The organism is Ectopseudomonas chengduensis (assembly GCF_900102635.1).
Taxonomy (GTDB): domain Bacteria; phylum Pseudomonadota; class Gammaproteobacteria; order Pseudomonadales; family Pseudomonadaceae; genus Aquipseudomonas; species Aquipseudomonas chengduensis.
This window is the reverse complement of the sequence record NZ_FMZQ01000018.1, coordinates 1-24,551: the sequence shown is the minus strand read 5'-3', so window position 1 is coordinate 24,551 and position 24,551 is coordinate 1. Positions and strand designations below refer to the sequence as shown.

Here is a 24,551-nt window from a genome sequence, read left to right as displayed (position 1 = left end):
TGGGCTGCGAATCTGACGCAATTACTCTTCAGTCGGTGAAGGTCACCGAGAACTGAGCCACCGCCTCGACCACGCGCTGCGATTCGCTGCGTATCTCGCGGATCACTTCACCAGCCTGGTTGGCCAGGTCTACGCCGGTACGTGCACGCTCTCGCGTGGTTGCCATGCTGGCCACTGCGTTGCGCGTAAGATTCTGGTTCTGCTGAACGACGCCATTGATCTCCTGGGTGGCCTGGCTGGTTCGCGAGGCCAGTTGACGCACTTCATCGGCCACTACGGCGAAGCCGCGACCCTGTTCACCGGCACGCGCCGCTTCGATGGCTGCGTTGAGTGCCAGCAGATTGGTCTGGTCGGCAATACTGCGAATTACCTGAACGATGCTGGTGATCTGCTCGGATTGTTTGTTAAGGCCTTCTATCTGTTCGGCCACATGAGCCAGTTCACTGGCAATATCGGCGACCACCGCAACGGTCTGGGCCACTGTGCGCGTGCCGTGATCGGCGGAAACATCGGTCTCCTTGGCGATGTCATGAGCCAGCTGGGCAGCGGCAGCCTCCGAGTCGCGGCGCTCGACCTGGGCGGTGATGTCGCTGGCGAATTTCACTACGCCATAGACGCGGCCGTTGGCGTCGTAAAGGGGGTTGTAGGTGGCACGCAGCCAGACCTGCTGGCCTTGTTTGGTCACGCGGCGAAAACGATCGGACATGAACTCGCCTTTGTTCAAGCGAGCCCAGAACTGACGGTAGTCATCGCTGCGGCTGTCCTCGGCCAGGCAGAAGAGCCGGTGATGCTGGCCGATCACATCGTCGCGGCGATAGCCCATCAGATCGAGGAAGTTCTGGTTGGCACTCACTACCTCACCCTCGAGGTTGAACTCGATCACCGCCATGGAGCGGTCGATGGCCTTGATGTAGCTCTCGTGCATATGTTCGGCCGCTACCTGGCGGGTGATGTCGGTGGCGATCTTCATTACCTTGGTCACCGAGCCATGATCATCCCGGATTGGCATGTAGGTCGCTTCCAGCCAGACCTCCTTGCCGTCTTGCGTCAGCCTTGGAAAGCGATCGCTGAAGTGCTCGCCTTGGCGCAGGCGCTGCCAGAACTGTTGATAGGCGAGGCTCTCGCTCAGGTTGCGGGAGCAGAACAGACGATGGTGCTTGCCGACGATCTCTTCCAGGCGGTAATTCACCATGCCGAGGAAGGCTGGGTTGGCGTCGAGGATGATGCCGTCCGGGGTGAACTCGATCATCGCCATCGATTGGCGAATGGCCTGTAGCTCTGCCGCTCCCTGATCCTGCGCGTCCTTGTGTTCCTTGTTCCGTGAAAGCCACATCGCAGTGCCTCCTATTGCACCCTAGCCCGTGATAACAGTAGACGAACTTTGCCGTTTCCACTGGCAGGCAAGCTGTGTAGGGTTTGCCGTTCGATGAGTGAGGAGTGGATATGGACAGAATCAGCCAACTGGCCGAACAACTGGGTGCAGCATTGCAGGCGCAAGCTGCCCAGGTCACCACTGCAGAGTCTTGTACAGGCGGCGGTATCGCCGAGGCGATCACTCGTATCCCCGGCAGCTCGGCCTGGTTCGAGGCTGGCTATGTGACGTACTCCAACGTCCAGAAAACCAAGCAGTTGGCTGTATGTGCCGACTTTTTCACCAGTGTGGGCGCCGTTAGCCGAGAGGTGGTCGAGGCGATGGTGCGTGGCGCTCAGGCCAATAGCGGGGCGCGCTATGCAGTGGCTGTCAGTGGGGTGGCAGGGCCGGACGGTGGCTCCGTGGAGAAACCGGTCGGTACCGTCTGGTTGGCCTGGGGCGATGGCGAGCGTCTTTTCAGTATGCGCAAGCAGTTCGCTGGTAACCGCGATGAGGTGCGCCGACAAACGGTCGAGGCCGCTCTGGCGGGGCTTCTGCGCCTGTTGGCGGAGGAAAATCCGCTTGTGGGGTAGGCGGGCGACTTGCCCTGTGGAATAATACTGGCTACTTATACAGTTGTTGGCGGCCCTCGAGGCCCTTGTTAATACGTGAGGATGGTAATGGACGAGAACAAGAAGCGCGCTTTGGCGGCTGCCCTGGGTCAGATCGAGAAGCAGTTCGGCAAGGGTGCGGTCATGCGCATGGGCGACCATGAGCGTCAGGCCATTCCGGCCATCTCCACCGGTTCGCTGGGGCTGGATATTGCGCTGGGCATCGGCGGTTTGCCAAAAGGCCGTATCGTCGAGATCTACGGCCCGGAATCCTCCGGTAAGACCACGCTGACCCTATCGGTGATCGCCGAAGCGCAGAAGCTTGGCGCCACCTGTGCCTTCGTCGATGCCGAGCACGCACTGGATCCGGATTATGCCGGCAAGCTCGGCGTCAACGTCGATGACCTGCTGGTATCGCAACCGGACACCGGTGAGCAAGCGCTGGAAATCACCGACATGCTGGTGCGCTCCAATGCCATTGACGTGATCATCGTCGACTCCGTGGCGGCTCTGGTGCCCAAGGCGGAAATCGAAGGCGAAATGGGTGACATGCACGTCGGTCTGCAGGCGCGCCTGATGAGCCAGGCGCTGCGCAAGATCACCGGTAACATCAAGAACGCCAACTGCCTGGTGATCTTCATCAACCAGATTCGTATGAAGATCGGTGTGATGTTCGGTAGCCCGGAAACCACCACCGGTGGTAACGCGCTGAAGTTCTATGCCTCGGTTCGCCTGGACATCCGTCGTACCGGCGCGGTGAAGGAAGGCGAAGAGGTCGTGGGTAGCGAAACCCGAGTGAAGATCGTCAAGAACAAGGTCGCGCCACCGTTCCGCCAGGCCGAGTTCCAGATTCTGTATGGCAAGGGCATCTACCGTAATGGCGAGATCATCGATCTCGGCGTGCAGCAGGGCCTGGTCGAGAAGTCGGGTGCCTGGTACAGCTACAAGGGCAACAAGATCGGTCAAGGCAAGGCCAATGCAGCCAAGTACCTGGAAGACAACCAGGAAGTGGCGCGCGAAATCGAAGGTCTGATTCGCGAGAAGTTGCTGGTCAGCAGCGCTCCGGCAAAGGCTCCGGCTGCCGATCTGGCTGATGCTGAAGTAGACTTCTAAGCTATTAGAGCATGACCGTCGTACTGGATAACCCGCTCGCCGTCAGGCGGGCGGCCATGGATCTGCTGGCGCGACGTGAGCATGGGCGTGTCGAGCTTACGCGCAAGTTGCGCAAGCGTGGCGCCCCCGAAGACATGATCGACGTGGCCTTGCAGCGGCTGTCAGAGGAGGGCTTGCTATCCGAGGCCCGCTATCTGGAAAGCTTCGTCGCTTATCGTGCGCGTGCTGGTTACGGTCCGCTGCGTATTCGCGAGGAACTCGGCCAGCGTGGGCTCGCGCGTGGTGATATTGATCAGGCTCTGCGTGAAAGCGGTATCGACTGGTTCGAGCAGTTGCGTGAAACCTGGCAGCGCAAGTTTGCCGGTCGGCTTCCGGGTGATGCTCGTGAGCGTGCTCAACAAGGCCGGTTCCTGGCCTACCGTGGCTATTCGCTGGATATGATTGGGCGTCTGTTGCGCGGTTGCGACGAATAGCTCGTCAGTCTGCTCAGACTGGCTGGACGGCCAGCTGACGTAGATGGCTCGGCACGTCTGGTGCGCCGGCCAGGCGCAGTCCCTCGCCAAGCGCAGTGGCTTCCTGATGCTCTTTGGGCAGGAGGAGGAACTCTGGGGTGCCGGCTTTCTTCAGTAGTGACAGGCGTGCATAGGGTATGCCGTTGTCCAGTAGCAGCCCCATGAAGCTGGGGTCGCTCCAAGCCGCTTCTGGCATGGCCAGTACGTGATAGCGCTTTTGCAGGTTGTCCAGGCCCGCTTCATTCAAGCGATAGCGAGCCAGATTGGCTGGCAGTAGCACTTCCAGTTCGCGTCTGCGCGCATAGGCGATTGCTCCAGCGAAGGCTTCGCCTTGCACATCCCCTGACCAGAAGGTGCGCGAGCCGCGCCAGTTGGCCTGACGCAGCTCGATCGGTTCGCCAGCGAGAAAACGCGGCAACGCCAGGCCGATGGTTTTGACGAAATCCTTGTAGCTGATGATGCGCACCTGCTTGCAATGTTCGCTTGCTGCGTAGTCTTCGAAGCTCACGTAGCCTGGCGCAGGGCAAGGGTAGGCGAAGCCGTCGATCAGGCGCAGATCGAAAGACTGCAGTTGCTGCATTTGCGCTTCCACTACTTGAGTCAGTGCGCAATGGGCCTGTGCTTTGTCTTCCTGTACCGGGCCGGAGAGCGCACCGCGAGGCAGGTTGAGCAGAAGCTGCAATTGCGGGCCGTCATGCCAACCAATACTTTCGACCGCTGTAGGCAACGGTTTGAATGGCAGGCGCAGGGCGCTGGCTCTGGCGAATATCTGTCGTGAGCTACGGCCGAGCAGACCCATGCGCTGGGCCAGGGCTGCCAGGCGGCTGCTGAGAGTTGAGGATTCGGACAGGCTCATGGCCGGCAGATCGCTCCTGAAGCGTCTGCTGCAGTGTGGCAGACGCGGATGGCTATTGCCCATATAGCGTAGCGCGGCGCGGGAGTGCCTGTCGCGTTGCGGGTCTGTGGCAAAATAGCCGCATTCATTTGCGAGGGTGCCTCCATGCCCAGCTTGGTGCTGGATATTGCGTTATCGGCCGAACGATTGCAGGCCATCTATCGTGGCCAGGCCAACCGGATTATGGCGCAAAGCCGGGATGGGCGCCGCGTCAGTTTGCCGGCCCACCATCTGCGGCCGTATCTGACTCACGCCGGTATCTTTGGTTCCTTCGTACTGGAATTCAGTAACTCCGGCGAGCTGCTGAGTTTACGCCCTTTGGACTGATCTGGCGCGCTTGCCTCGCGCCGACGACGCCTGCGCGGCTATAATCGCCGGCTGCCAACCCTCTACCTGTCGAGCTGAGCCTGATCATGTACTCCCTGGCCCGCGAGCTGCTGTTCAAACTGTCCCCGGAAACCTCTCATGAGCTGTCCATCGATCTGATCGGTGCAGGTGGCCGGCTGGGGCTCAATGGCTTGCTGACCAAGGCGCCGACCAGCCTGCCAGTAAACGTGATGGGTTTGCAGTTCGCCAATCCGGTCGGTCTGGCGGCAGGGCTGGACAAGAACGGCGATGCCATCGATGGCTTCGCCCAGCTCGGCTTCGGTTTCGTCGAGATCGGCACCGTTACCCCGCGTCCGCAGCCGGGCAACCCCAAACCGCGCCTGTTTCGTCTGCCGGAGGCCGAGGCGGTGATCAACCGCATGGGTTTCAACAACCATGGTGTCGATCACCTGCTCGAGCGGGTCAAGGCAGCGAAGTTCAAGGGTGTGCTGGGTATCAATATCGGCAAGAACTTCGATACGCCAGTCGAGCGGGCGGTAGACGATTACTTGGCCTGCCTGGACAAGGTATACGCCCACGCCAGCTACGTCACGGTCAACGTCAGCTCACCCAATACACCGGGGCTGCGCAGTCTGCAGTTCGGCGATTCGCTGAAGGAGTTGCTCGAGGCGCTGCGTCGTCGTCAGGAGGATCTGGCTCAGGAGCACGGTAAGCGCGTGCCATTGGCGATCAAGATCGCCCCGGACATGAGTGACGAAGAAACCGCGCTGGTGGCATCAGCGCTGCTGGGCGCCGATATGGATGCGGTGATCGCCACCAATACCACGCTCAGCCGTGAAGGTGTCGAAGGTCTGGCCCATGGGGATGAGGCCGGCGGCTTGTCGGGCGCTCCGGTACGCGACAAGAGTACGCATATCGTCAAGGTGCTGGCGGGTGAACTGTCGGGTCGTCTGCCGATCATTGCGGTGGGCGGTATTACCGAGGGCAAGCATGCGGCCGAGAAGATCGCCGCGGGTGCGAGCCTGGTCCAGATCTATTCGGGTTTCATCTACAAGGGGCCGGCGCTGATTCGCGAGGCGGTGGATGCGATTGCCGCGCTGCGTAAATAAGCCGCATAAATAAATAGGGCTCCCGAAGGAGCCCCTGGGCTTGCGCCCGCCGCCCGGAGGGGGTCGGCATGGTGAAGTCGGGTGTGATCCTGATCAGCCGACAGCGTGAAGTTCGTTGAGTCGATGAATACCGGCCGTGCCGGTCAGCCCATCCCAGTTATCGCCACGGCCCTCACGCCAGCCATTGAGCCAGGCCTGACGAACCGAAGGTAGGGTAAAGGGGCAAAGTTCGCGGGATTTACCATTGATGCCGTACTGATAGCCGCGCAAAAAAGCTCTTTCTAACGGATCACGCTTAAGTCTTCTCATAGGGTGTTGCCCTCACTGTTGACTGTTATGTCCCGTTGGCCTTGTGGCAAGGCCGGGCAGAAATCTTCTGCCTACGAAAGTCCGCTGCCGGCGTGGCGAACTTTCTGTGCCTGCGCCGTTGCGGCGAAAGCCTTAAGTAGTGTTCTAACGAATGCACTGGGGCCTGTGAATGATCGATTTGTCATAAGGGCGTAACCTAAATGCAGGTGAGGCCATAAGGACGCTGGAGATACGTCCAGCACCTTTCAGCCAGACGCCGTCGTATCTGGCTATGCGAGCCGATACCGTCATTTTGCTAGTGCAAATGAGAGTGCTTGCTTATTCCGACGAAGGGTCGCGTTGTGACCTTTTGTCACTTATTTTGAGTCGAGGTGCGCCGCTGCACCTCCCTGATTGCCATAGGCAGTGGAACATCCATGTCTGATCGTTACGAAATCGTGCTGACCTGCCCCAAGGGGCTCGAGGGCCTGTTGCTGGAAGAGGCCCGGGGGCTTGGGCTGGAAGATGCGCGCGAGCAAACGGCCGCGGTTCGCGGTCATGCCGAAATCGAGGTGGCCTATCGACTGTGCCTGTGGTCGCGCCTGGCCAACCGCGTGCTGCTGGTGCTGTCGCGCTTTGCCATGAACAACGCCGACGAGCTTTATGACGGCGTGCAGGCAGTGGACTGGCGCGACCATCTGGAGCCGTCCGGCAGCCTGGCAGTGGAATTCAGCGGCAACGGTTCGGGCATCGACAACACCCACTTCGGTGCACTCAAGGTCAAGGATGCGATTGTCGACCGGTTGCGTACGGCCGGCGGCGAGCGTCCCAGCATCGACAAGCTCAACCCGGACCTGCGCGTGCATCTGCGTCTGGATCGCGGTGAGGCGGTGCTTTCTTTGGACCTCTCCGGCCACAGCCTGCACCAGCGTGGTTACCGCCTGCAGCAGGGAGCGGCGCCGCTGAAAGAGAACCTGGCGGCGGCAGTGCTGATCCGTGCCGGTTGGCCGCGCATTGCTGCCGAGGGCGGTGCATTGGCCGACCCGATGTGCGGTGTGGGTACTTTCCTGGTGGAGGCAGCGCTGATGGCTGCCGATATCGCCCCCAACCTCAAGCGTGAGCGTTGGGGCTTCTCCAATTGGCTGGGCCATGTGCCGGCAATCTGGAAGAAGCTGCATGCCGAGGCCGAGCAGCGTGCCGCGGTGGGGTTGGCCAAGCCGCCGCTGTGGATTCGTGGTTATGAAGCCGACCCGCGCCTGATCCAGCCTGGGCGCAATAACGTCGAGCGCGCCGGCCTGTCCGACTGGGTGAAGATCTATCAGGGCGAGCTGGGCAGTTTCGAGCCGCGCCCGGACCAGAATCAGAAGGGCCTGGTGATCAGCAACCCGCCATACGGCGAACGCCTGGGCGACGAAGCCAGCCTGTTGTACCTCTACCAGAACCTCGGTGAGCGTCTGCGTCAGACCTGCCTGGGCTGGGAGGCAGCGGTATTCACCGGCGCGCCGGAACTGGGCAAGCGCATGGGCCTGCGCAGCCACAAGCAATACGCCTTCTGGAACGGCGCACTGCCCTGCAAACTGCTGTTGATCAGGGTGCAGACCGAGCAGTTCGTTACCGGTGAGCGGCGTGCGCGCGAGGACGATCAAGAGCCAGCGCAGGATGCGCCGCAACAGGCACGTTTGTCCGAAGGCGGGCAGATGTTCGCCAACCGCCTGCAGAAGAACCTCAAGCAGTTGGGCAAGTGGGCACGCCGCGAAGGCGTCGAGTGCTATCGGCTGTACGATGCCGACATGCCCGAGTATGCCGTGGCAGTCGATCTGTACCGCGACTACGTACATGTTCAGGAATATGCCGCGCCGCGCTCAATCGATCCGGACAAGGCTCAGGCGCGCCTGCTCGATGCCTTGGCCGCGATCCCGCAGGCGCTGGGCGTGGCGCAGAGCCGCGTGGTGATCAAGCGTCGTGAGCGTCAGGCGGGTACCAAGCAGTATCAGCGTCAGGCCGCACAGGGCGAGTTCATGGAGGTGAATGAAGGCGGGGTCAAACTGCTGGTCAACCTCACCGACTATCTGGACACCGGGCTGTTCCTCGATCACCGTCCGTTGCGCCTGCGTCTGCAGCGCGAGGCCGCTGGCAAGCGCTTCCTCAACCTGTTCTGTTACACCGCGACGGCTACCGTGCATGCGGCCAAGGGTGGCGCGCGCAGCACCACCAGCGTGGATCTGTCGAAAACTTACCTGGACTGGGCGCGGCGTAATCTCGCGCTCAACGGTTTTTCCGACAAGCACCGTCTGGAGCAGGGCGATGTGATGACCTGGTTGGCAGAGGATCGCGGTGAGTACGAGCTGATCTTCATCGACCCGCCGACCTTCTCCAATTCCAAGCGCATGGAAGGCGTGTTCGATGTGCAGCGTGACCACGTCGAACTGCTCGATCTGGCCATGGCGCGTCTGGCCCGTGGCGGTGTGTTGTATTTCTCCAACAACTTCCGCAAGTTCCAGCTCGATGAAAGCCTGGTGGCGCGCTATCAGGTCGAAGAGATCAGCGCGCAGACGCTGGACCCGGACTTCGTCCGCAACCCGAAGATCCACCGCGCCTGGCGTTTCACTGCACGCTGATAGCGTAGCCCGGATGTAATCCGGGGGCTCTTTTGAACCTAAGCCCCGGATTGCATCCGGGCTACAGCGTGGTCAGCGTTTGGGCTGCTTGTAGGTTTCCAGCAGCACCTGATCGAGGATCGAGGTGGCGCCCCAGGGTTTCGGGTCGTTGAGGATGGCCACCACGGCCCAGTCCTGGCCGTTGCTGTCGCGGCTGTAGCCGGCAATGGCGCGCACATTGTTCAGGGTGCCGGTCTTGATGTGTGCCTCACCCACCAGCGGCGTGCGCTGCAGGCGCCGGCGCATGGTGCCGTCCATTGCCACCAGTGGCATCGAGCTGCGGAACTCGGCAGCGTAAGGGCTGCGCCAGGCCGCCTGGAGGATCAGCGCCATTTCCCGTGCGCTGATGCGTTCGGCGCGCGACAGGCCGGAGCCATTCTCCATCACCAGATGCGGCGCCGTGATGCCCTTGCGCGCCAGCCAGCTGCGAATGACACGCTGCGCGGCCATGGCGTCATCCTTGTCGGCTTCCGTACGGAACTGTGCGCCGATGCTGAGAAACAGCTGCCGAGCCATGGTGTTGTTGCTGTACTTGTTGATGTCGCGGACGATCTCCACCACATCCGGGGAGAAGGCGCGCACCAGCATGCGGGCTTTTTCCGGAACAGGGCCCAGACGGTCCTTGCCAAGAATCTTGCCGCCCAGCTCCTGCCAGATACCGCGTACCGCGCCGGCGGCGTAGCTGGGATGGTCGAGCAGCGACAGGTAGGTCTGCGCACTGCAGCCTTCAGCCAGTTGGCCGCTGACGATCAGGGTCGTGCCGTCGTACTGCTCCACCGCGTTGTAGCGGATATCGGGCCAGGCCGGACAGGTTGCAGCCTTGAGCACGCGAACCTGATTGTCGATACGGACAGTGGCGATTGGTGGGTCCATGGCGATATGCGCCTTGCCGCCTTCGGCGCGGGTGATGAAACGCTGCGCCTTGAGGTTGACCAGCAGGGAGTCGGGTTTGACCAGGAAGGGTTTGTTGGCATCGCCACCGTCATCATTGAACGCCGGTAACTGCGGGGCAACGAAGAAGCTGCGATCGAGCACCAGATCGCCTTGAACCTGGCGCACGCCGTTGATGCGCAGATCGCGCAGCAGCAGCCAGAGTTTCTCCATGTTCAGTTTCGGGTCGCCGCCACCCTTGAGGTAGAGGTTGCCATGCAGCACACCATCCTTCAGCGGGCCATCGGCATAGAACTCGGTCTTCCATTGATGGTTGGGCCCCAGCAATTCCAGGGCGGCGTAGGTGGTCACCAGCTTCATGGTGGAGGCCGGGTTGACCGAGATATCGGCATTGAACTGCAGGCCGCCAGCCTGCCCGCCCAGAGGCACGGTCATTACCGACAGCGAGTTGTTGGAAATCTTGTTGGCCTTCAGCGCCTGCTCGACCTTGGCAGGGAGTGCGGCGCTGGCAGCGTGGCAGGACAGGGCGAGGGGGAGAAGCAGGGCGCTCAGCGCCAGTTGGCGAAACCGCTGAATCATCGACAGGAACCTTCCGCAGTCAGGCGGGAGTGACGTGGGAGACAGACAAACGACAGTCCGACTCGGGGAAAAGTTGCCGGCATTATGCCGCAAGATTCTGCTCGCAGTCGGCCCCGCCGGGTTAAAAACAGTCACTGCAAACAGCTGGCGTTCAACATGTTCGAAGGGCCGGCAGGACGATACAAAACGGGCGCTCTGGCGGCGAAACTGCTAGAGTGCCGCGCGTTATTACCTTTGAGGATTGTTTCATGGCGACCAACCGTTCCCGCCGTCTGCGCAAGAAGCTCTGTGTCGATGAATTCCAGGAGCTGGGCTTCGAGCTGACCCTGAACTTCAAGGCCGACTTGAGCGACCAGACCCTCGACGATTTCGTCGATCAGTTCCTCGATCAGGCCATCGCCGGCAATGGTCTGGATTACGTAGGTGGCGAAGACTTCGGTCTGGTCTGCCTGGCCAAGCGTGGCTCGGTCAACGAGGAGCAGCGTGCTGCCGTCGAGGCCTGGCTGAAAGGCCGCGACGAACTGGAGAAGTTCGAACTCAGCCCGTTGCAGGACGTCTGGTACCCGGAAAACCCGATCAACCAGGCTTGATCGCTACTCGGCGCCGGGTTCTCTGGCGCCAGTCATCAGGTAGGGTGCGCCGCGCGCACCCAGCGTTTGACCTGATATCGAAGCTCGGTGCGCGGAGCGCCCCTACAGAGCTCCAGCTTTTTCCAGCAGCGCTTGTTCGTCTACCTTATCGATCTGTTCGGCCTGCATGAAACGCTCGGCGTAGCGCCGGTAGATGCCTGCGCGAATGAACAGAGCGAACAGCTGCGGGTCGATGTGCGCACCCTTGCACATGCCGACCATGATGTTCAGTGCCTCCGACAGCGTCTTGCCCTTCTTGTAGGGGCGATCCACTGCCGTCAGGGCTTCGAAGATATCGGCGATCGCCATCATGCGTGCCGGCAGGCTCATCTGTTCGCGCGTCAGGCGTTTGGGATAGCCCGTGCCGTCCATCTTCTCGTGGTGCCCACCGGCGATCTCGGTGACATTCTGCAGATGCTTGGGGAAGGGCAGGCGGTCGAGCATCAGGATGGTCTGCACGATGTGGTGGTTGATGATGTAGCGCTCTTCGGCCGTCAGCGTGCCGCGGGCGATGCTCAGGTTGTGCAGTTCGCCACGGTTGAATTTGTACTGCGGCACTTCCAGCTTGAAGCCCCAGCGATTGTCTGGCGCGATCACCTCCTGGTCGGCGCGCTCGATCAGATGGTCGAGGCGGTCAGCGAGCAGCGGCTCCTCCACCGGCAGGCTGCTGGGGGCCGAGTGTTCCAGGCGCTTGGCTTCCTCCCAGGAAACGCCCAGGCGATTGTCCAGTGTGCGTAGCCAGCGTCGTTCGGCGATCTGCTTGAGGCGAGCCTGGTCGTCATCGGCCATGGCCTCGCCACCCAGATTGATGCGCGCGATGAAGGCGAATTCGTCGTCCAGATCGCTCAGCAGCTGGTCGCGCAGAGCCGCCAGTGCGCTTTCCTCACCACCTTCGGCACGACCACGCCAATAGGCGACCCAGGCATCGCGCTTGAGTACCTCGAAGCGCATGCGTATTTCGTGGATGCGGTCGTACAGGGTTTCCAGCTTGGTCGCCTTGTCCACCACGTACTCGGGTGTGGTGACCTTGCCGCAATCGTGCAGCCAGGCGGCGATATGCAGCGCCTCCCACTCCTCGTCGCTGGGGTTGTAGTCACGAAACTCGGGGGCGTCGCTCTCGGCTGCAGCACGGGCCAGCATCAGGGTGATTTCCGGTACGCGCTGACAGTGGCCGCCGGTATAGGGACTCTTGGCGTCGATGGCGCCGGCGATCAGCTGGATGAAGGCATCGAGCAACTGCTTCTGCCTGGCCAGCAGGCGTTGGCTCTCGATGCACAGGGCTGCACTGCCTGAGACGGCGTCGACGAAGGCGACGCGATCCGGGCTGAGCATGCTTTCGTTATCCTCGCCGGTATCGCGTTGCAACAGTACTAGCACGCCAACGGTGTCGCCCTGACGGTTATGCAGGCCGGCAGCGATCAAGTGCAGGCGCGGACTGTCCATGGCCGACAGCAGCCCTTGAAATTTACCCGCCTGATCGAAGCCGATGGAGGTGGCGACACTGTCGCCGCCGCTGGCCGGACGCTGCAGCCAGCTGGGTAAGGTTGGGTCATCATGGGCCAGTCCGTGGATGCCCAGATCGGCGAGGCTGCGGCTCTGGCCGTCGATCACCAACCCCTGTGGCTCCAGGCGGCCGCTGTCATTGTCCAGCAGATAAAGCAGGCCGCCCTGGGCCGCGCTGATGGAGACGGTGGCGTCCATCACGCGCTTGATCAGCGCGTCGAATTGGGTTTCCGCCGAGAGGCTGGCAGCGATGTCGAGAAAGCTCGACAGGGTGTCCTTCATGCTGCTCATCGACACCGCTAGCTGGTCGACCTCGAGAATCGGCGAGCGACCGCTGGCCGGATGGGCGAAGTCGAAACGGCGGATGGCCTGCGCCTCCTGCACCAGGCTGCGCAGCGGTTTGACCACCAGACGTGAAGTCAGCCAGCCCAGCGGCAGGCACAGCAGCAGGGTGGTGAGAGTGATCAGCGCGCCCTGCCAGCGGATGCGATAAGCCTCTGCCAGCAGCTCTTGCTCGGGCACCAGCAGGGCCAGATGCAACCCCTGTGGGCCGCCCTCCTGAATGTGCCGGTGAGCCATGGCCCAACGCTGCTTGGCCAGTTCGACGATGCCCTCGTCTCGTTCGTTCAGTTGGCCGGACAGCAGTTCACCCAGAGCCGGATTGAGTTCACTGACCTTGACCAGCGATACCTTGCCATCGACCTCCTTGAGCAGGCGGCTGCTCTCGGGGTAGGCCACGGCATTGCCATCGTTGTCGGCGAGTACCACCTGGCTGTTGGGGGTGACGCGGTGGCTGGCCAAGGTGGCCGAGAGATCGTCGAGCGTCAGGTCGGCGCCAATCACGGTGGTCAGGCCGCTGCGCCTGGCCAATGTGGTGCCGATTTCCTGGGTGGAGAAGAACAGATAGGGCGCGGTGGTGATCTGTCCGCCATCGCCGCGCGCGCGCTTGAACCAGTCGCGCTGCCTGGGATCGTAAGGTTCGCTGAGTTTCTGCCGGCGGCTGAGCTGGTTCAGTGAGCCGTCATAGAACAGGTAATCGCTGTCGGTCCCGGCGCTGCTGCGGTCGATGGCCCAGACCTGATAAGCCGCTTTGTTCGGCGCGTCGAAACGCTGCTTGAGCATGTCGCTGCGCAGCGGTCTGACCATGAAGAAGTCGCCATCCTCATAGCCAAGATAGATCGAGGCCAGTTTGGGGTTGTCGCGCAGGGCCTGAACGAACAGCGGCAGCATTTCCAGGCGTTCATCGAGCGTGTCGGCCTCTGTGGCCGGGTGCAGCGCCAGCAGGCTGAGCAGGTGGCGTATGGGGCGGTAGGTATTGTCCAGATCTCTCTGTACGTCGTGCTGGATGCGCTCGAAGAGTGTCGAACTGCTGGAGAAGATCAGCCGGCTGGTCTGCTGGTAATTGAACAACCCCAGCACGACACCGGTGAACAGCAGCAGAAGCGTGAACAGGACACTGATATGAACGTGCAGGGGGAAACGGCGTTCTCCGGGAACGGCGGTATTGAGCATCGCACTTCACTCCTTGCGGGCGCTGCAGGCTTCCACAGCATAGTGAAGAGTGGGCGAATCTGCCGAAACGTTATAAAGGCTGCCGAGAATTGTCCGCGGCTTTGCTCGGTTTGTTCAGTTGCAGGCGCAGGCCATGGACCAGAAGCGCCACGGTCAGGCTCAAGGCCACGCCGATCAGCGCGTTGAGCAGGCGCACCTCCGCCAGGTGCCAGTCCTGAGCAAGGCTCTCGGCCAGGAGCACAAAGCACAGGCTGGTCTGCAGCACGAACAAGCCGTAGTGATTGGCCTGCAGCGCGCGGCTGAGAATCACCAGCACCAGCAAGGTCATGACCATCGTCGGGGGGCTTTGCAGGCTGTGACCGAAGACGATTAGCAGGCCGGCGGCAGCGAGGCTGGCCAGGCTCGCCTGCAGCGCTCGCACCAGGCTGCCCTGGAATTCCAGCTGTAGCGTGGTGATGACGGTCAGCGTCAGCCAGTAACCGCGCGACAGGCCGGCCAGATTGACGATCAGCCCTGACGCGGCAAACGCCAGCATGCAGGCCAGCGCATGCAGACGCCATTGCTGGCGAGGCAGGCGCTGCGCGTGGCGCTTGAGTACCTTGAGAATGGCCAGGAAGCGCGGCATGTACGGCCACATGCGCAGGCCGTGCAGGCCGCGCAGGCCGAAGGCCAGCAGCATCACCCAGAGCCCGCCGAGTATGAACAGCATGGCCACCGCATAAGGGTTGTGCAGGTTGCCGATGCCGAATTGTCCCTGGCCGAGGCACAGGCAGATGCACAGACCGATACCCAGCTTGCCGGCTTCGCTGCCGAAGCGTTGCAGCCAGGCCAGCAGCAGGCCGAAAGCAGCGAAAATGCCCAGGCTGATCAGCGGGTGGCTGGCGGCCCAGAAACCCAGGCCGGCGCTGCAGGCACCGAGGCCGGTGAGCAGCAGCATGCGCAGCATGCCGAAGCGGTGCAGCGGGTTCGCCTGTGCGGCCTGAAAGGCACCGGCCGATGCCCAGAGAAAACCACTGTGAGCGGTGAACAGGCCGAGCACCAGCGGCAAAGCGCAGCCCAGCCCAGCGACCACGGCCGGCCCCCAGGCCGGCGGGCCGGCATGCCAGGTGAAACTGTTGCGAATCAGGTTCTTCATGCGCTCTTTTCGTCAGAGCGGGCTCGAACGGCCCGTCATTTCCCTCGCCATTTCCGTAGCGTAGCTGTCCGTCATGCCAGCGATGAAGTCGATCACCCGCATGAACGAGCGATACAGGGGCCAACCCGGTTCAGGCGCGTAGTAGCTGAGCAGATCGAGAATACGCCGGTGCTTGAACGACAGCGCACGCCCACTGTGCAGCTCCAGTGCCGCACCGCAGAAGGCGTTGAGGAGGATTTCCAGCGTGGTATAGGCGCCGATCTCATGCAACGTCTTGCGCTTGTCGTGGAAGATCTTCTCGCGCGCCAGTGACTTTGCGCTCTGCACACAGTGCTTGGCGGCGCCATGCATGTGTTCGACCAGATCGCCCTGCAGGCCGCCGTCCAGCAGGGCCTGCTGCTGTTCGACGAAGGCACTGGCAGCCGCGTTGGTCAGGTGTTCGATGGCCTTGCCGCGCAGGATCGCCAGTTTGCGCCGGCGCGAGTCCTTGGGGCCGAGCTGGCGATAGGTCTCCGGCAGGTCATCGCCTACCAGATCGAGCAGCAGCGCCTCGACTTCGGTGTAGTCGAGCAGCTCCATTTCCACGCCGTCTTCCAGGTCGATCAGGCCGTAGCAGATGTCGTCCGCCGCTTCCATCAGATAGACCAGCGGGTGACGCGCCCAGCGCTGCGTTTCCAGTTGCGGCAGTTCGAGCTTGGCGGCGATCTGTTCGAGCAGTGGCAGCTCGCTCTGGTAGCAGCCGAACTTGTGTTTCTTGTAGCCCTGTGCGTCCGCGTGGCGGGCCGTCCAGGGGTACTTGAGGTAGGTGCCGAGGGTGGCGTAGGTCAGCCGTGTGCCGCCGTCGAACTGGTGGTACTCCAGCTGGGTGAGCACGCGAAAACCCTGGGCGTTACCTTCGAAATTGAGAAAATCGCCGCGTTCGGCATCGCTCATCGCATCCAGCCAGCCGCGTCCGGCGGCTTGCTGAAACCAGTGGCGAATGGCGTCTTCGCCGGAGTGGCCGAACGGCGGGTTGCCTATGTCATGGGCCAGGCAGGCGGACTGCACCACCATGCCCAGGTCGCTCGGCGTGCACCAGTGGGGCAGGTCGTCACGCAACATCTCGCCAACGCGCATGGCCAGCGAACGGCCGACGCAGCTGACTTCCAGGGAGTGGGTCAGGCGGGTGTGAATATGGTCGTTGCTCGACACCGGGTGCACCTGGGTCTTGCGTCCCAGGCGGCGGAAGGCACCGGAGAAGATGATGCGGTCATGATCCTTGTGGAAGGGACTGCGTCCCAGCTCTGCAGAGCTGGGCGCAGGTTTACCGAGACGTTCGCGGGTGAGCAGGGTGTGCCAATCCAAGGCCGATCCTCGCCAAGTTGATCCAAGTCTCCTAGCTTCGGCGTTCGCGCAGCGCTGCGCAACCCGAGGCAAGGATGATGAATAATGGGTTGGTCAATAAATTGGCTTTTATGCATATACTTATCGAGCATATTGGAGTCATTTATATAAAGTGACGTGTATTTGACTTTTTGTGATTGGCGAGCTTAAGTGACATCTGTGGTTGCTTGTTATTTGACGGTGTGTGGTGAAGGAGAGGGCTCCGCATACCGGTAGTAGAGGTTGCTAGGGAGAACGTCATGGACAGCTTGCCGTTGTGCCGGACCATGCACCCCGTATCAGCGAGGCGCAGTTGCCACGCCTTCATTGTTCATCTGCCTATTTCCCGTGCACCGACCTTGCTGGAGCCGAGTCGACTCGCTCTGGCGTGCTGCCCCTATGGGCTGTCTGGTCGTTGGTAGTTGTCTCGGCCTGGAGGCCTCAGTCGAGTCGACCGTTTTTCAGACGACGTGCGTATATCGCCCGTGTGCGGCTTAACGCGTACACGCAGGATCGACAGTCGGGCGTCGGGGAGATGCAGTATGAAACCTTTATCACCCAGTTCGGGCCCGAACGAGGCACAGGGCACTGTGTGCCCCGCTGATGGAGAGCTTGCGCCGCCTGGGCAGCTATCACGACGCAGTTTTCTTCAAGGTAGTGCTGCGCTGGCCGCGGCGCCGCTGATCCTGGCGCCCAGTCGCAGCGAGGCAGTTGTACCGCCTAGCCCGCCAACCATTGCCTGGCAGGAATTTCTGCCCAATGAGCCGGCGCTGCTTTACGGCAGCACGCTCAATCCGCCGCCTACCGAGCTGGCCAACACCGCCGCCGGCGAGGCCGGGCGGCCGGCGCATCAGCGCTGGGCCGAGTTCGGCCCGCAGGCCGAGCACTACGAGTTGCATGCGGCGCAGCGCGAGGGTTGGGTGTTCAACCCAGCCTATCCACCACAACCGGTATGGACCTTCCAGGCCGCCGTTGCGGATCTGTCCGTGCTCAGTCCGGTGGTGCACTCGCACTACGGCCATCCGATGATCTGCCGCATCTACAATGACCTGCCGGCCAACCACACCGGTTTTGGTACGCCAGAGATCAGTACCCACCTGCACAACGCTCACGTCGGGTCGGAGAGTGATGGCTTTCCCGGCGACTACTACAGCCCCACCAAGGCCGGGCCCAGCCTGACCGCGCCAGGCGGTTTCAAGGACCACCTTTACTCCAATATCTACGCTGGCTACGACGAGCTGCAGAACGGCATCGGCGACTACCGCGAAGCTCTTGGCACCCTGTTCTACCATGACCACACCCTGGACTTCACCGCGCCCAACATCGTCCGCGGGCTGATGGGTTTCTTCCTGCTGTTCGATCATCTCGACTCAGGCAATGAGAAGGACCCCAACCCGGCTGCCCTGCGTCTGCCCAGTCACCCCTATGATTACCCGCTGAGCTTCTGCGACCGGCGTTTCGACCCCAACGGCATCCTTTACTACGACCAGGTCAGCCCCGAGGGCATCCTCGGCGACAAGACCATAGTCAACGGCAAAATCCAGCCGGTGCTTCGGGTGGCTCGGCGCAAGTACCGCCTGCGTCTGCTTAACGGTGGGCCGAGCCGCTTCTACCAGTTCTACCTGGTGCGGCCGAACAACGTGATCCAGCCCTTCACCTACATCGCCAACGACGGCAACCTGCTGGACAAACCGCTGCTCAATCAGACCAACGTGCGCCTGGGTGTGGCCGAGCGGGCCGATATCGTGGTGGATTTTTCGCGCTACCCGGTGGGCACCGAGCTGTATCTGGCCAACCGCCTGACCCATCGCCCTGAGGACACCCGTCGCCCCTATCAGGTGGTGGCACCCGGCGAATGGGTGCTGAAGATAGTGGTCGACCGCGAGCCGCCGGAGCAGGACCTGAGCCAGGTGCCGGCCAATCTGCGGCCGCTGCCGCCGCTGCCGACGACCGCCCAGCTGGCGGCGCTGCCGGTGCGCAAGTTCCTCTTCGAGCGCCGACAGAACATGTGGGCAATCAACGGTCAGTTCATCAATCTCAATACTCCGCGCGCCCTGGTGCCCATGGGGGCCATGGAGATCTGGGAGCTGTACAGCGTCGATGACGGCTGGGATCACCCCGTTCATATCCATTTCGAGGAGGGCCGTCTGCTGAGCAAGACCACCGATGGCAGGAATGTGGCGATTGCTGCGCATGAGAAGGGACGCAAGGACGTATTCAATATCACTGATCGTACTGTCCTTCGCGTGCTGATGCGTTTTCGCGACTACAAGGGCAAGTACGTGATGCACTGCCACAACCTGATCCACGAAGACCACGCCATGATGCTGCGTTTTGACATCGTCTGAGCCAGCCGGAGGTTTGCCATGAATACGCGAAGAAAGGTACTGGCAGGGCTGGGCGTCGCTGCGTTCGGCTGGGCCGCCTGGCGCTCGGGCAGCAGCCTGCAGCAACCGGCTGCGCCGCTGGCCGGGGTGGGCGGTGCACGTTTTCCCAATGTCCCGCTGCTGACCCACGAGGGTCGTGAAGTGCGCTTCTATGACGACCTGGTGCGTGGCAAGGTGGTGGCGATCAACATGATGTATGCCCAGTGCAGCAACAGTTGTCCGGCTACCACTGCCAACCTGCGTCTGGTGCAGGAGATGCTCGGCGAGCGCGCCGGGCGCGATGTGCACCTGTATTCGCTGACGCTGCAGCCGGAGCTGGACAGCCCCGAGCGTTTGCGCGAGTACGTCGAGCGCCACCATATCGGTCCCGGCTGGCAGTTTCTCACCGGCGCGCGCGCCGATATCGAACAACTGCGCCGCGCCCTGGGTTTCTACGACGTCGACCCGGTGGTGGACCTCAACGATCTGAGCCATACCGGCATGCTGCGCATCGGCAACGCTGCACTGGATCGCTGGACGATGGCGCCGTCGCTGACCGATGCCGCGCAGATCCTGTCTACCATCAATCATGTCGATAGCAAGGTGGTGCACACCGCCTATCGCCCGAGTGAGGCGCCTGCCGAGCAGTTAGCGCAGGCGTAGACGTTCTACCTGCACGCGGCCGCTGGCATCGAGGCGGCCGCGTACCTGCACGTAGGCGCCGGGATGCGGCGCATCATCCAGGCGTGTGCGTGCGTCGATCAGTAGCGCCAGACCGTCCAGCCTGCCGGCATCATCTAGGCGGCCATGCAGACGTACTCGGGCGCCCACCGGCACGGGGGCTGGTTGTCCGGCAGCATCGCGTGCGCCTTGTTCGATCCAGGCCACGATCAGGTCGATTTCCGCATCCGTGAGATAGGGCGGACCGTCGTACGGCATGCGGGGGCGCGCCTGGCCACGAATGCGCCGCACCAGCTCGCTGGCTGCAGGGTTGCCGGGCACCACGCGGGCGCGTTCGCCGCTGGCCAGGGTCGCGGCGTAACTCGACAGCAGATAACCCTCGGGAGCCGGACCCATCAGGCCGCTGGCGGAATGGCAGGTAGCGCAGCGGCGCAGCAAGATGGCTTCGACGTGGCGGTAGTCGACCACCCCGTTGAGGCTTGAGACGGCGGCGGTAGGCTGGGTTGCGCTTTCGCGGCCTGCTGGTAGGCCGGCATTTATCCAGCGTTCTACCATGGCGATCTCGGCGGCTTCGAGAAAGGGTGGGCCGCTCAGCGGCATACGCAGTTGGCTGCTGCCCGTCAGGCGACGCAGCAACTCGCTGCCGGCAGCATCGCCAGCGTGGACCACCGGCCCGCGCTGGCTGCCGCGCAACAGATTCTCCAGGCTGTCCAGGCGCAGGCCCAGCGGGGCCTGCGCGCCGCTGTGGCAAACCAGGCAGCGGTTGGCCAGTAGCGGAGCGATGTCGTCGTGGTAGGTCGGGGATGCGGCGGCCAGCACACTGGCGCTGAGCAGCAGCGGGATGAACAGGCGCAGGGCTAGCCAGAGCATAAGCGCAGCCTCGAAGACTGGGGCAGATCATTCAGCCGTTCGGCGCGAGGCTTCTGTGGGCACGGATGTATCCGAGAAGCGCCTGGCTCGAGGCGCGCCTTGTTCGACTGTACCGAGAGAAGTCCAATAGCCTGTTGCTAAGCCTAGCTGCGTACTCAGAAACCGGCGGCGTCGATGTCCACCAGCAGCAGGCGACGACCATTGTCGATGAACTGCCCGGCGGTCAGGCAGTACTGGTTGGTGGTGGCGTCGCGGTAGGTGGTGGAGAGCGTCAGGCGCCGCTCTTCCCAGCCTTCGGCCAGCAGTTGATAGAAGTAGGGGCGCCATGACCAGTTATGCCCAAGGTAGCGGTCATCGGCCTGCCAGATGTTCTGGCGCCACTGCAGGTTGGGTGTGAGCTGGGTGCCGTGGCGGTCGCACTGATAGATGCGCAACAGCCAGGGATAGTTGTCCGGCGCGTTAAGGCTCGTTGCCGGGGCGCCGCTTTCGGCCCAGAAGCGGAGTTCGGACATCAATTCGGCCAGTTGCTGGCGCAGGCTGACCAGGCGCGCGCGCTCGGCGAGTTTCTGCTGTACGTAGCTGTCACGCAGACGTGCGAAACGGCCGACGAAGGCGTCGCTGGCGAACAGTTCCTCCTCCGGCCTGGCGAACAGGAATCCCTGGACGTAACGGGCGCCGCACTCCAGGGCGAAGTTCAACTCGGCTTCGGTTTCCACACCTTCGGCGATGATCCAGCAACCGGTCTTTTCGGCCATCTGGGCCAGCGCCTTGACCACTTCGCCGCTAGGGCCGCCGCGAGCGGCTTCCTGGAACAGGCGCATGTCCAGCTTGAGGATGTCCGGTTGCAGCGCCAGCACGCGGTCGAGCTGCGAATAGCCAGCGCCGAAATCGTCGATAGCGATGCGCGCGCCGGCGTCGCGGTAGCGCGCCACCACGTCGGGTAAGCGCTGGCTGGCACCGCCCAGCTCGGTGATCTCGAAGACGATGCGCGCAGGGTCGATACCGCTGCGCTGCAGTTGAATCAGGCTGGGCAGTGGCTGTGCCGGGCGCAGGCGGCTGATCCAGCGTGGTGAAATGTTCAGGCTCAGGAACCAGTCCGCCGGAGCCTGGTGGAAGCGCTGCAGGGCATCCTCGCGTACCTGTCGGTCGAGGCGGCGCAGGGCTGCAGGCGGTGTTTTCGGGTCGGCGAACAGCGGCCCGGCCGAGCGCACCTGGCCCTCGGCATCGCGTAGTCGCGCCAAGGCCTCGACGCCCGCGATCCGGCCAGTGGCGGTGTCGATAAAGGGTTGGAAGACGGCAAAAGGCAGTCCGTCGATCACCTGGGATTTCCTTAGCGCTCAGCGGTTGAGCCACCAGATGGTGGCAGAGTGGCTCAACCTAGCAAGATCGCGGCCAGCCCAGGTCTAGACCAAAGGTGAACGCCCGCGCGTACCATGTTGCGCGCGCCGCAGCAGCGGCATGACGATCAACGCCAGGCGCAGCCAGCGGCGCCAGCCGCGTTTGCGGCCAAGCAGCCCGGCCAGAGCCAGCACCCCGCCAGTGAGCAAAAATGGTGCGTTGCCTTTGCGCAGCCGCTGCCCGTACTCGCGTACCTGTTGCAGTGGATGAGTGATCTGCAGGATTTCATGACGCAGTTCCTGGCGATGCATTTCCAGGCGCATGCGCAGCACGGCTTTACGAAGTTCACGGCGCGAGGCGCCTGGAGGCAGGGTCGGCGTCATGGCAGCAGTTGCTCGCGGTCACGTTGCAGTTCTTCAAGGCTGGCGCTGAACGGCGGCTCGGCGTTGCGCAGACTGGTCAGCAGCCAGGCGCCGCAACCGAGCAGGCCAAAAGCGTAGAACAGGCACAGGCCGGTGGCGACTGCCAGGCGGTGCGTATCCCAGTAAACGATCAGCAGCAGAGCGGACAGACCTATCAGCAGGAGCAGGGCGAAGGCCAGGCACAGACCACCAAGGAGCAGCGCACGCAGTGCCTGGTCGCGTTGGTCTTCGAGTTCATGCGCCAGCAGCGCCACGTGGCCCTGGAGCAGGCCCAGCAGGGCTGCTCCCAGGCGCCGTGGCGAGGGGCCGTTGGACATGGGCGCTGTCAACGGCGGCTGATCAGCAGGCCGAGCACCAGGCCGATAGCGGCCGACAGGCCGAGCGCCTGCCACGGGTGTTTGTGCACGTAATCCTCGGTGGCGTCGACGGCGATCTTGCCCTGTTCGCGCAGGCCGGACTCGGCTTTGTGCAAGGTGTCACGGGCACGGTCAAGACTGCTGCGAATGTCATCGCGCAGCGCTTCGGCCTGTTCACCAGCCAGGCTGGCGGAATGTTGCAGGAGCTTCTCGGTGTCGCTGACCAGAGCCTGGAATTCATCCAGCAGGGCGTCCTTGGTGCTTGGAGTAGCGGCTTTGCGTGGCATGGTGAGCAGTCCTCTGCGTTGGGTATGTACTGTTTACGAGTGCTCTGCAGCGTGAGGGTTCCGCAAGAATAGTCGTGAAGTGACCGGTTTGGTGTTTGGTATAGCGATTGCATTTTGCTGGTGCGCGAAGGTCGCGAAATGCCCTGTGATGGGGCCTTCTCGATGCGGCTCAGGATGGTCAATTTCGCGAATAACCATTTGATTAACAAGAAATAAGCATCGATCAGTCGATCTTTGGTGGCGCCATTTTGGGGCCGCCAAACGGCACTTTTCGAGGGCGCGCTGCATGTGCTGGCTGCATTGTGGTGCGTATTTTCGGTTTTGTGCCTTTGTTTGGTGCTTTTTCTTCTGCCTCCGGAGTTTTCTTTCTCGATGGAAAACATCAACAGTGCCGTGGCCACGCTGATCCATGGCTCCAATACCCTGTTCATCCTGCTGGGTGCAATCATGGTCCTGGCCATGCATGCCGGGTTTGCCTTCCTCGAAGTGGGAACGGTGCGGCAGAAAAACCAGGTCAATGCGCTATCGAAGATTCTTTCGGATTTCGCCATTTCCGCCCTGGCGTATTTCTTCATCGGCTACTGGATCGCCTATGGCATCAACTTCTTCGAGCCGGCGGCGGTGCTGACGGAGAACCACGGGTACGGTCTGGTGAAGTTCTTCTTCCTGCTGACCTTCGCCGCGGCGATTCCGGCAATCATCTCCGGTGGTATCGCTGAGCGCGCCAAGTTCGGCCCGCAGCTATGCGCCACTGCATTGATCGTGGCGTTCGTCTATCCCTTCTTCGAAGGCATGATCTGGAACGGCAACTACGGCTTCCAGGCCTGGCTCGAGACTCGTTTCGGCGCGGGCTTTCATGACTTCGCCGGTTCGGTGGTGGTGCATGCGATGGGCGGCTGGTTGGCATTCGGCGCGGTGCTGCTGCTGGGGCGCCGCAATGGTCGCTATCGCGACGGCAAGCTGGTGGCCATGGCGCCGTCGAACATTCCATTCCTGGCACTGGGCTCGTGGATCCTGATCATCGGCTGGTTCGGCTTCAACGTAATGAGTGCGCAGACGCTCGAGGGCGTCAGTGGCCTGGTGGCGGTCAACTCGCTGATGGCCATGGTCGGTGGCACCGTCGCCGCGCTGCTGGTGGGGCGCAATGACCCAGGCTTTCTGCATAACGGCCCGCTCGCTGGCCTAGTAGCGATATGCGCCGGCTCGGACCTGATGCATCCGATTGGTGCCCTGGTCACTGGCGCGATTGCCGGTGCGCTATTCGTCTGGGCATTCACCGCGACCCAGGTGAAGTGGAAGATCGATGACGTGCTCGGCGTCTGGCCGCTGCATGGCCTGTGCGGCATATGGGGTGGCATCGCCTGCGGCATCTTCGGCCTCGAAGCATTCGGTGGCCTGGGTGGCGTCAGCCTGGCCAGCCAGGTGATCGGCACTGCGCTGGGCGTGGTGGTCGCGCTGGTCGGTGGCTTCGTGGTGTACGGCCTGCTCAAGGCGTCGCTGGGCATTCGCCTGAGTCAGGAAGAGGAATACAACGGCGCCGACCTGTCGATCCACAAGATCGGCGCGGTGAGTCAGGATTGAGCTATTACCGGGTGCTGCCAGCCAGCGCCCGGAACAGGCAATAAAAAGTTCTTCGCATAGTTTGTGGAAAGTGCGGGTTGGCACCGGACTGGCAATTAAGTGTTAGCTGTCGATGACCTGGCACTCTCCATTAGCACGCCGCCTGGCCTGATGGGTTTCGCCCCTTACGGGCGAGT

22 protein-coding genes are annotated in these 24,551 nt (G+C 62.3%); 10 read left to right on the top strand and 12 right to left on the bottom strand.

Annotation, left to right across the window (positions count from 1 at the left end; all coding sequences use genetic code 11):
• Window positions 1-28: 28 nt before the first annotated feature.
• Window positions 29-1,333 carry a methyl-accepting chemotaxis protein gene (locus BLS08_RS26750; protein ID WP_055985197.1) on the bottom strand — a complete coding sequence of 435 codons (1,305 nt, stop codon included), beginning with the start codon at window positions 1,331-1,333 and terminating at the stop codon, window positions 29-31.
• A 110-nt stretch (window positions 1,334-1,443) separates the two neighbouring features.
• Here BLS08_RS26750 and BLS08_RS22710 point away from each other — a divergent pair, with 110 nt between their 5' ends.
• From BLS08_RS22710 to recX, 3 genes are all read left to right on the top strand, one after another.
• Window positions 1,444-1,944, top strand: a complete 501-nt coding sequence (locus BLS08_RS22710) for a CinA family protein (RefSeq protein ID WP_021489789.1) — start codon at window positions 1,444-1,446, stop codon at window positions 1,942-1,944.
• A gap of 87 nt (window positions 1,945-2,031) precedes the next feature.
• Window positions 2,032-3,075 (top strand): recombinase RecA, encoded by a 1,044-nt coding sequence (gene recA / locus BLS08_RS22705; RefSeq protein ID WP_021489788.1) that lies wholly within the window; start codon window positions 2,032-2,034, stop codon window positions 3,073-3,075.
• Between the two features lie 11 nt (window positions 3,076-3,086).
• Window positions 3,087-3,548 carry a recombination regulator RecX gene (recX, locus tag BLS08_RS22700; RefSeq protein ID WP_055985195.1) on the top strand — a complete coding sequence of 154 codons (462 nt, stop codon included), beginning with the start codon at window positions 3,087-3,089 and terminating at the stop codon, window positions 3,546-3,548.
• Between the two features lie 13 nt (window positions 3,549-3,561).
• Here the strand turns inward: recX and BLS08_RS22695 are convergent, their stop codons facing one another.
• Window positions 3,562-4,443, bottom strand: coding sequence for a DUF6685 family protein (locus tag BLS08_RS22695; RefSeq protein ID WP_055985192.1), 882 nt, complete (start codon window positions 4,441-4,443; stop codon window positions 3,562-3,564).
• Between the two features lie 144 nt (window positions 4,444-4,587).
• Here BLS08_RS22695 and BLS08_RS22690 point away from each other — a divergent pair, with 144 nt between their 5' ends.
• Window positions 4,588-4,809, top strand: a complete 222-nt coding sequence (locus BLS08_RS22690; protein WP_003462010.1) for a DUF2835 domain-containing protein — start codon at window positions 4,588-4,590, stop codon at window positions 4,807-4,809.
• 86 nt (window positions 4,810-4,895) lie between these two features.
• The gene (locus tag BLS08_RS22685; protein WP_003462008.1) at window positions 4,896-5,918 is read left to right on the top strand and encodes a quinone-dependent dihydroorotate dehydrogenase; all 1,023 of its coding nucleotides are present in this window, start codon (window positions 4,896-4,898) and stop codon (window positions 5,916-5,918) included.
• A 93-nt stretch (window positions 5,919-6,011) separates the two neighbouring features.
• Here the strand turns inward: BLS08_RS22685 and rmf are convergent, their stop codons facing one another.
• Window positions 6,012-6,227, bottom strand: a complete 216-nt coding sequence (rmf, locus tag BLS08_RS22680) for a ribosome modulation factor (protein WP_003244273.1) — start codon at window positions 6,225-6,227, stop codon at window positions 6,012-6,014.
• A gap of 416 nt (window positions 6,228-6,643) precedes the next feature.
• On the opposite strand from rmf, the gene rlmKL reads away from it, so the two are divergent.
• Entirely contained in the window at window positions 6,644-8,824 is a 2,181-nt protein-coding gene (gene rlmKL / locus BLS08_RS22675) for a bifunctional 23S rRNA (guanine(2069)-N(7))-methyltransferase RlmK/23S rRNA (guanine(2445)-N(2))-methyltransferase RlmL (RefSeq protein WP_055985189.1), read from the top strand.
• A 72-nt stretch (window positions 8,825-8,896) separates the two neighbouring features.
• Here rlmKL and dacB read toward each other — a convergent pair whose 3' ends face one another.
• The gene (gene dacB / locus BLS08_RS22670; protein WP_021489783.1) at window positions 8,897-10,333 is read right to left on the bottom strand and encodes a D-alanyl-D-alanine carboxypeptidase/D-alanyl-D-alanine endopeptidase; all 1,437 of its coding nucleotides are present in this window, start codon (window positions 10,331-10,333) and stop codon (window positions 8,897-8,899) included.
• 248 nt (window positions 10,334-10,581) lie between these two features.
• On the opposite strand from dacB, the gene BLS08_RS22665 reads away from it, so the two are divergent.
• Entirely contained in the window at window positions 10,582-10,923 is a 342-nt protein-coding gene (locus tag BLS08_RS22665) for a YggL family protein (protein ID WP_045735171.1), read from the top strand.
• Between the two features lie 102 nt (window positions 10,924-11,025).
• On the opposite strand, the gene BLS08_RS22660 is transcribed toward BLS08_RS22665, so the two are convergent.
• The 3 genes from BLS08_RS22660 to BLS08_RS22650 all read right to left on the bottom strand — a co-directional run bounded on the left by BLS08_RS22660 (window position 11,026) and on the right by BLS08_RS22650 (window position 16,456).
• The gene (locus tag BLS08_RS22660; protein WP_090337564.1) at window positions 11,026-13,977 is read right to left on the bottom strand and encodes an HD domain-containing phosphohydrolase; all 2,952 of its coding nucleotides are present in this window, start codon (window positions 13,975-13,977) and stop codon (window positions 11,026-11,028) included.
• A gap of 70 nt (window positions 13,978-14,047) precedes the next feature.
• Entirely contained in the window at window positions 14,048-15,112 is a 1,065-nt protein-coding gene (locus BLS08_RS22655; protein WP_017679313.1) for an FUSC family protein, read from the bottom strand.
• Window positions 15,113-15,124: 12 nt separating this feature from the next.
• A complete protein-coding gene (locus BLS08_RS22650) occupies window positions 15,125-16,456 on the bottom strand; it encodes a deoxyguanosinetriphosphate triphosphohydrolase (RefSeq protein WP_045735173.1) in 1,332 nt (443 codons plus the stop codon).
• 560 nt (window positions 16,457-17,016) lie between these two features.
• On the opposite strand from BLS08_RS22650, the gene BLS08_RS22645 reads away from it, so the two are divergent.
• Window positions 17,017-18,822, top strand: a complete 1,806-nt coding sequence (locus tag BLS08_RS22645) for a multicopper oxidase family protein (protein WP_122958666.1) — start codon at window positions 17,017-17,019, stop codon at window positions 18,820-18,822.
• An 18-nt stretch (window positions 18,823-18,840) separates the two neighbouring features.
• Complete coding sequence (locus BLS08_RS22640) at window positions 18,841-19,503, top strand: SCO family protein (RefSeq protein ID WP_017679316.1); 663 nt, start codon at window positions 18,841-18,843, stop codon at window positions 19,501-19,503.
• On the opposite strand, the gene BLS08_RS22635 is transcribed toward BLS08_RS22640, so the two are convergent.
• The 5 genes from BLS08_RS22635 to BLS08_RS22615 form a co-directional block, all read right to left on the bottom strand.
• Window positions 19,489-20,391 (bottom strand): c-type cytochrome domain-containing protein, encoded by a 903-nt coding sequence (locus BLS08_RS22635; RefSeq protein WP_017679317.1) that lies wholly within the window; start codon window positions 20,389-20,391, stop codon window positions 19,489-19,491. The genes BLS08_RS22640 and BLS08_RS22635 overlap by 15 nt on opposite strands.
• Window positions 20,392-20,546: 155 nt before the next feature.
• Window positions 20,547-21,710 carry an EAL domain-containing protein gene (locus tag BLS08_RS22630; protein ID WP_017679318.1) on the bottom strand — a complete coding sequence of 388 codons (1,164 nt, stop codon included), beginning with the start codon at window positions 21,708-21,710 and terminating at the stop codon, window positions 20,547-20,549.
• 84 nt (window positions 21,711-21,794) lie between these two features.
• Complete coding sequence (locus BLS08_RS22625) at window positions 21,795-22,112, bottom strand: hypothetical protein (RefSeq protein WP_017679319.1); 318 nt, start codon at window positions 22,110-22,112, stop codon at window positions 21,795-21,797.
• Entirely contained in the window at window positions 22,109-22,468 is a 360-nt protein-coding gene (locus BLS08_RS22620) for a phage holin family protein (protein ID WP_017679320.1), read from the bottom strand. Before BLS08_RS22620 ends, BLS08_RS22625 begins: the two co-directional genes overlap by 4 nt.
• Before the next feature lie 8 nt (window positions 22,469-22,476).
• The gene (locus BLS08_RS22615) at window positions 22,477-22,794 is read right to left on the bottom strand and encodes an ElaB/YgaM/YqjD family protein (RefSeq protein ID WP_003461988.1); all 318 of its coding nucleotides are present in this window, start codon (window positions 22,792-22,794) and stop codon (window positions 22,477-22,479) included.
• A gap of 372 nt (window positions 22,795-23,166) precedes the next feature.
• Between BLS08_RS22615 and BLS08_RS22610 the strand changes: the two genes are divergently transcribed.
• A complete protein-coding gene (locus BLS08_RS22610; RefSeq protein ID WP_017679321.1) occupies window positions 23,167-24,375 on the top strand; it encodes an ammonium transporter in 1,209 nt (402 codons plus the stop codon).
• The last annotated feature ends 176 nt before the right edge of the window (window positions 24,376-24,551 follow it).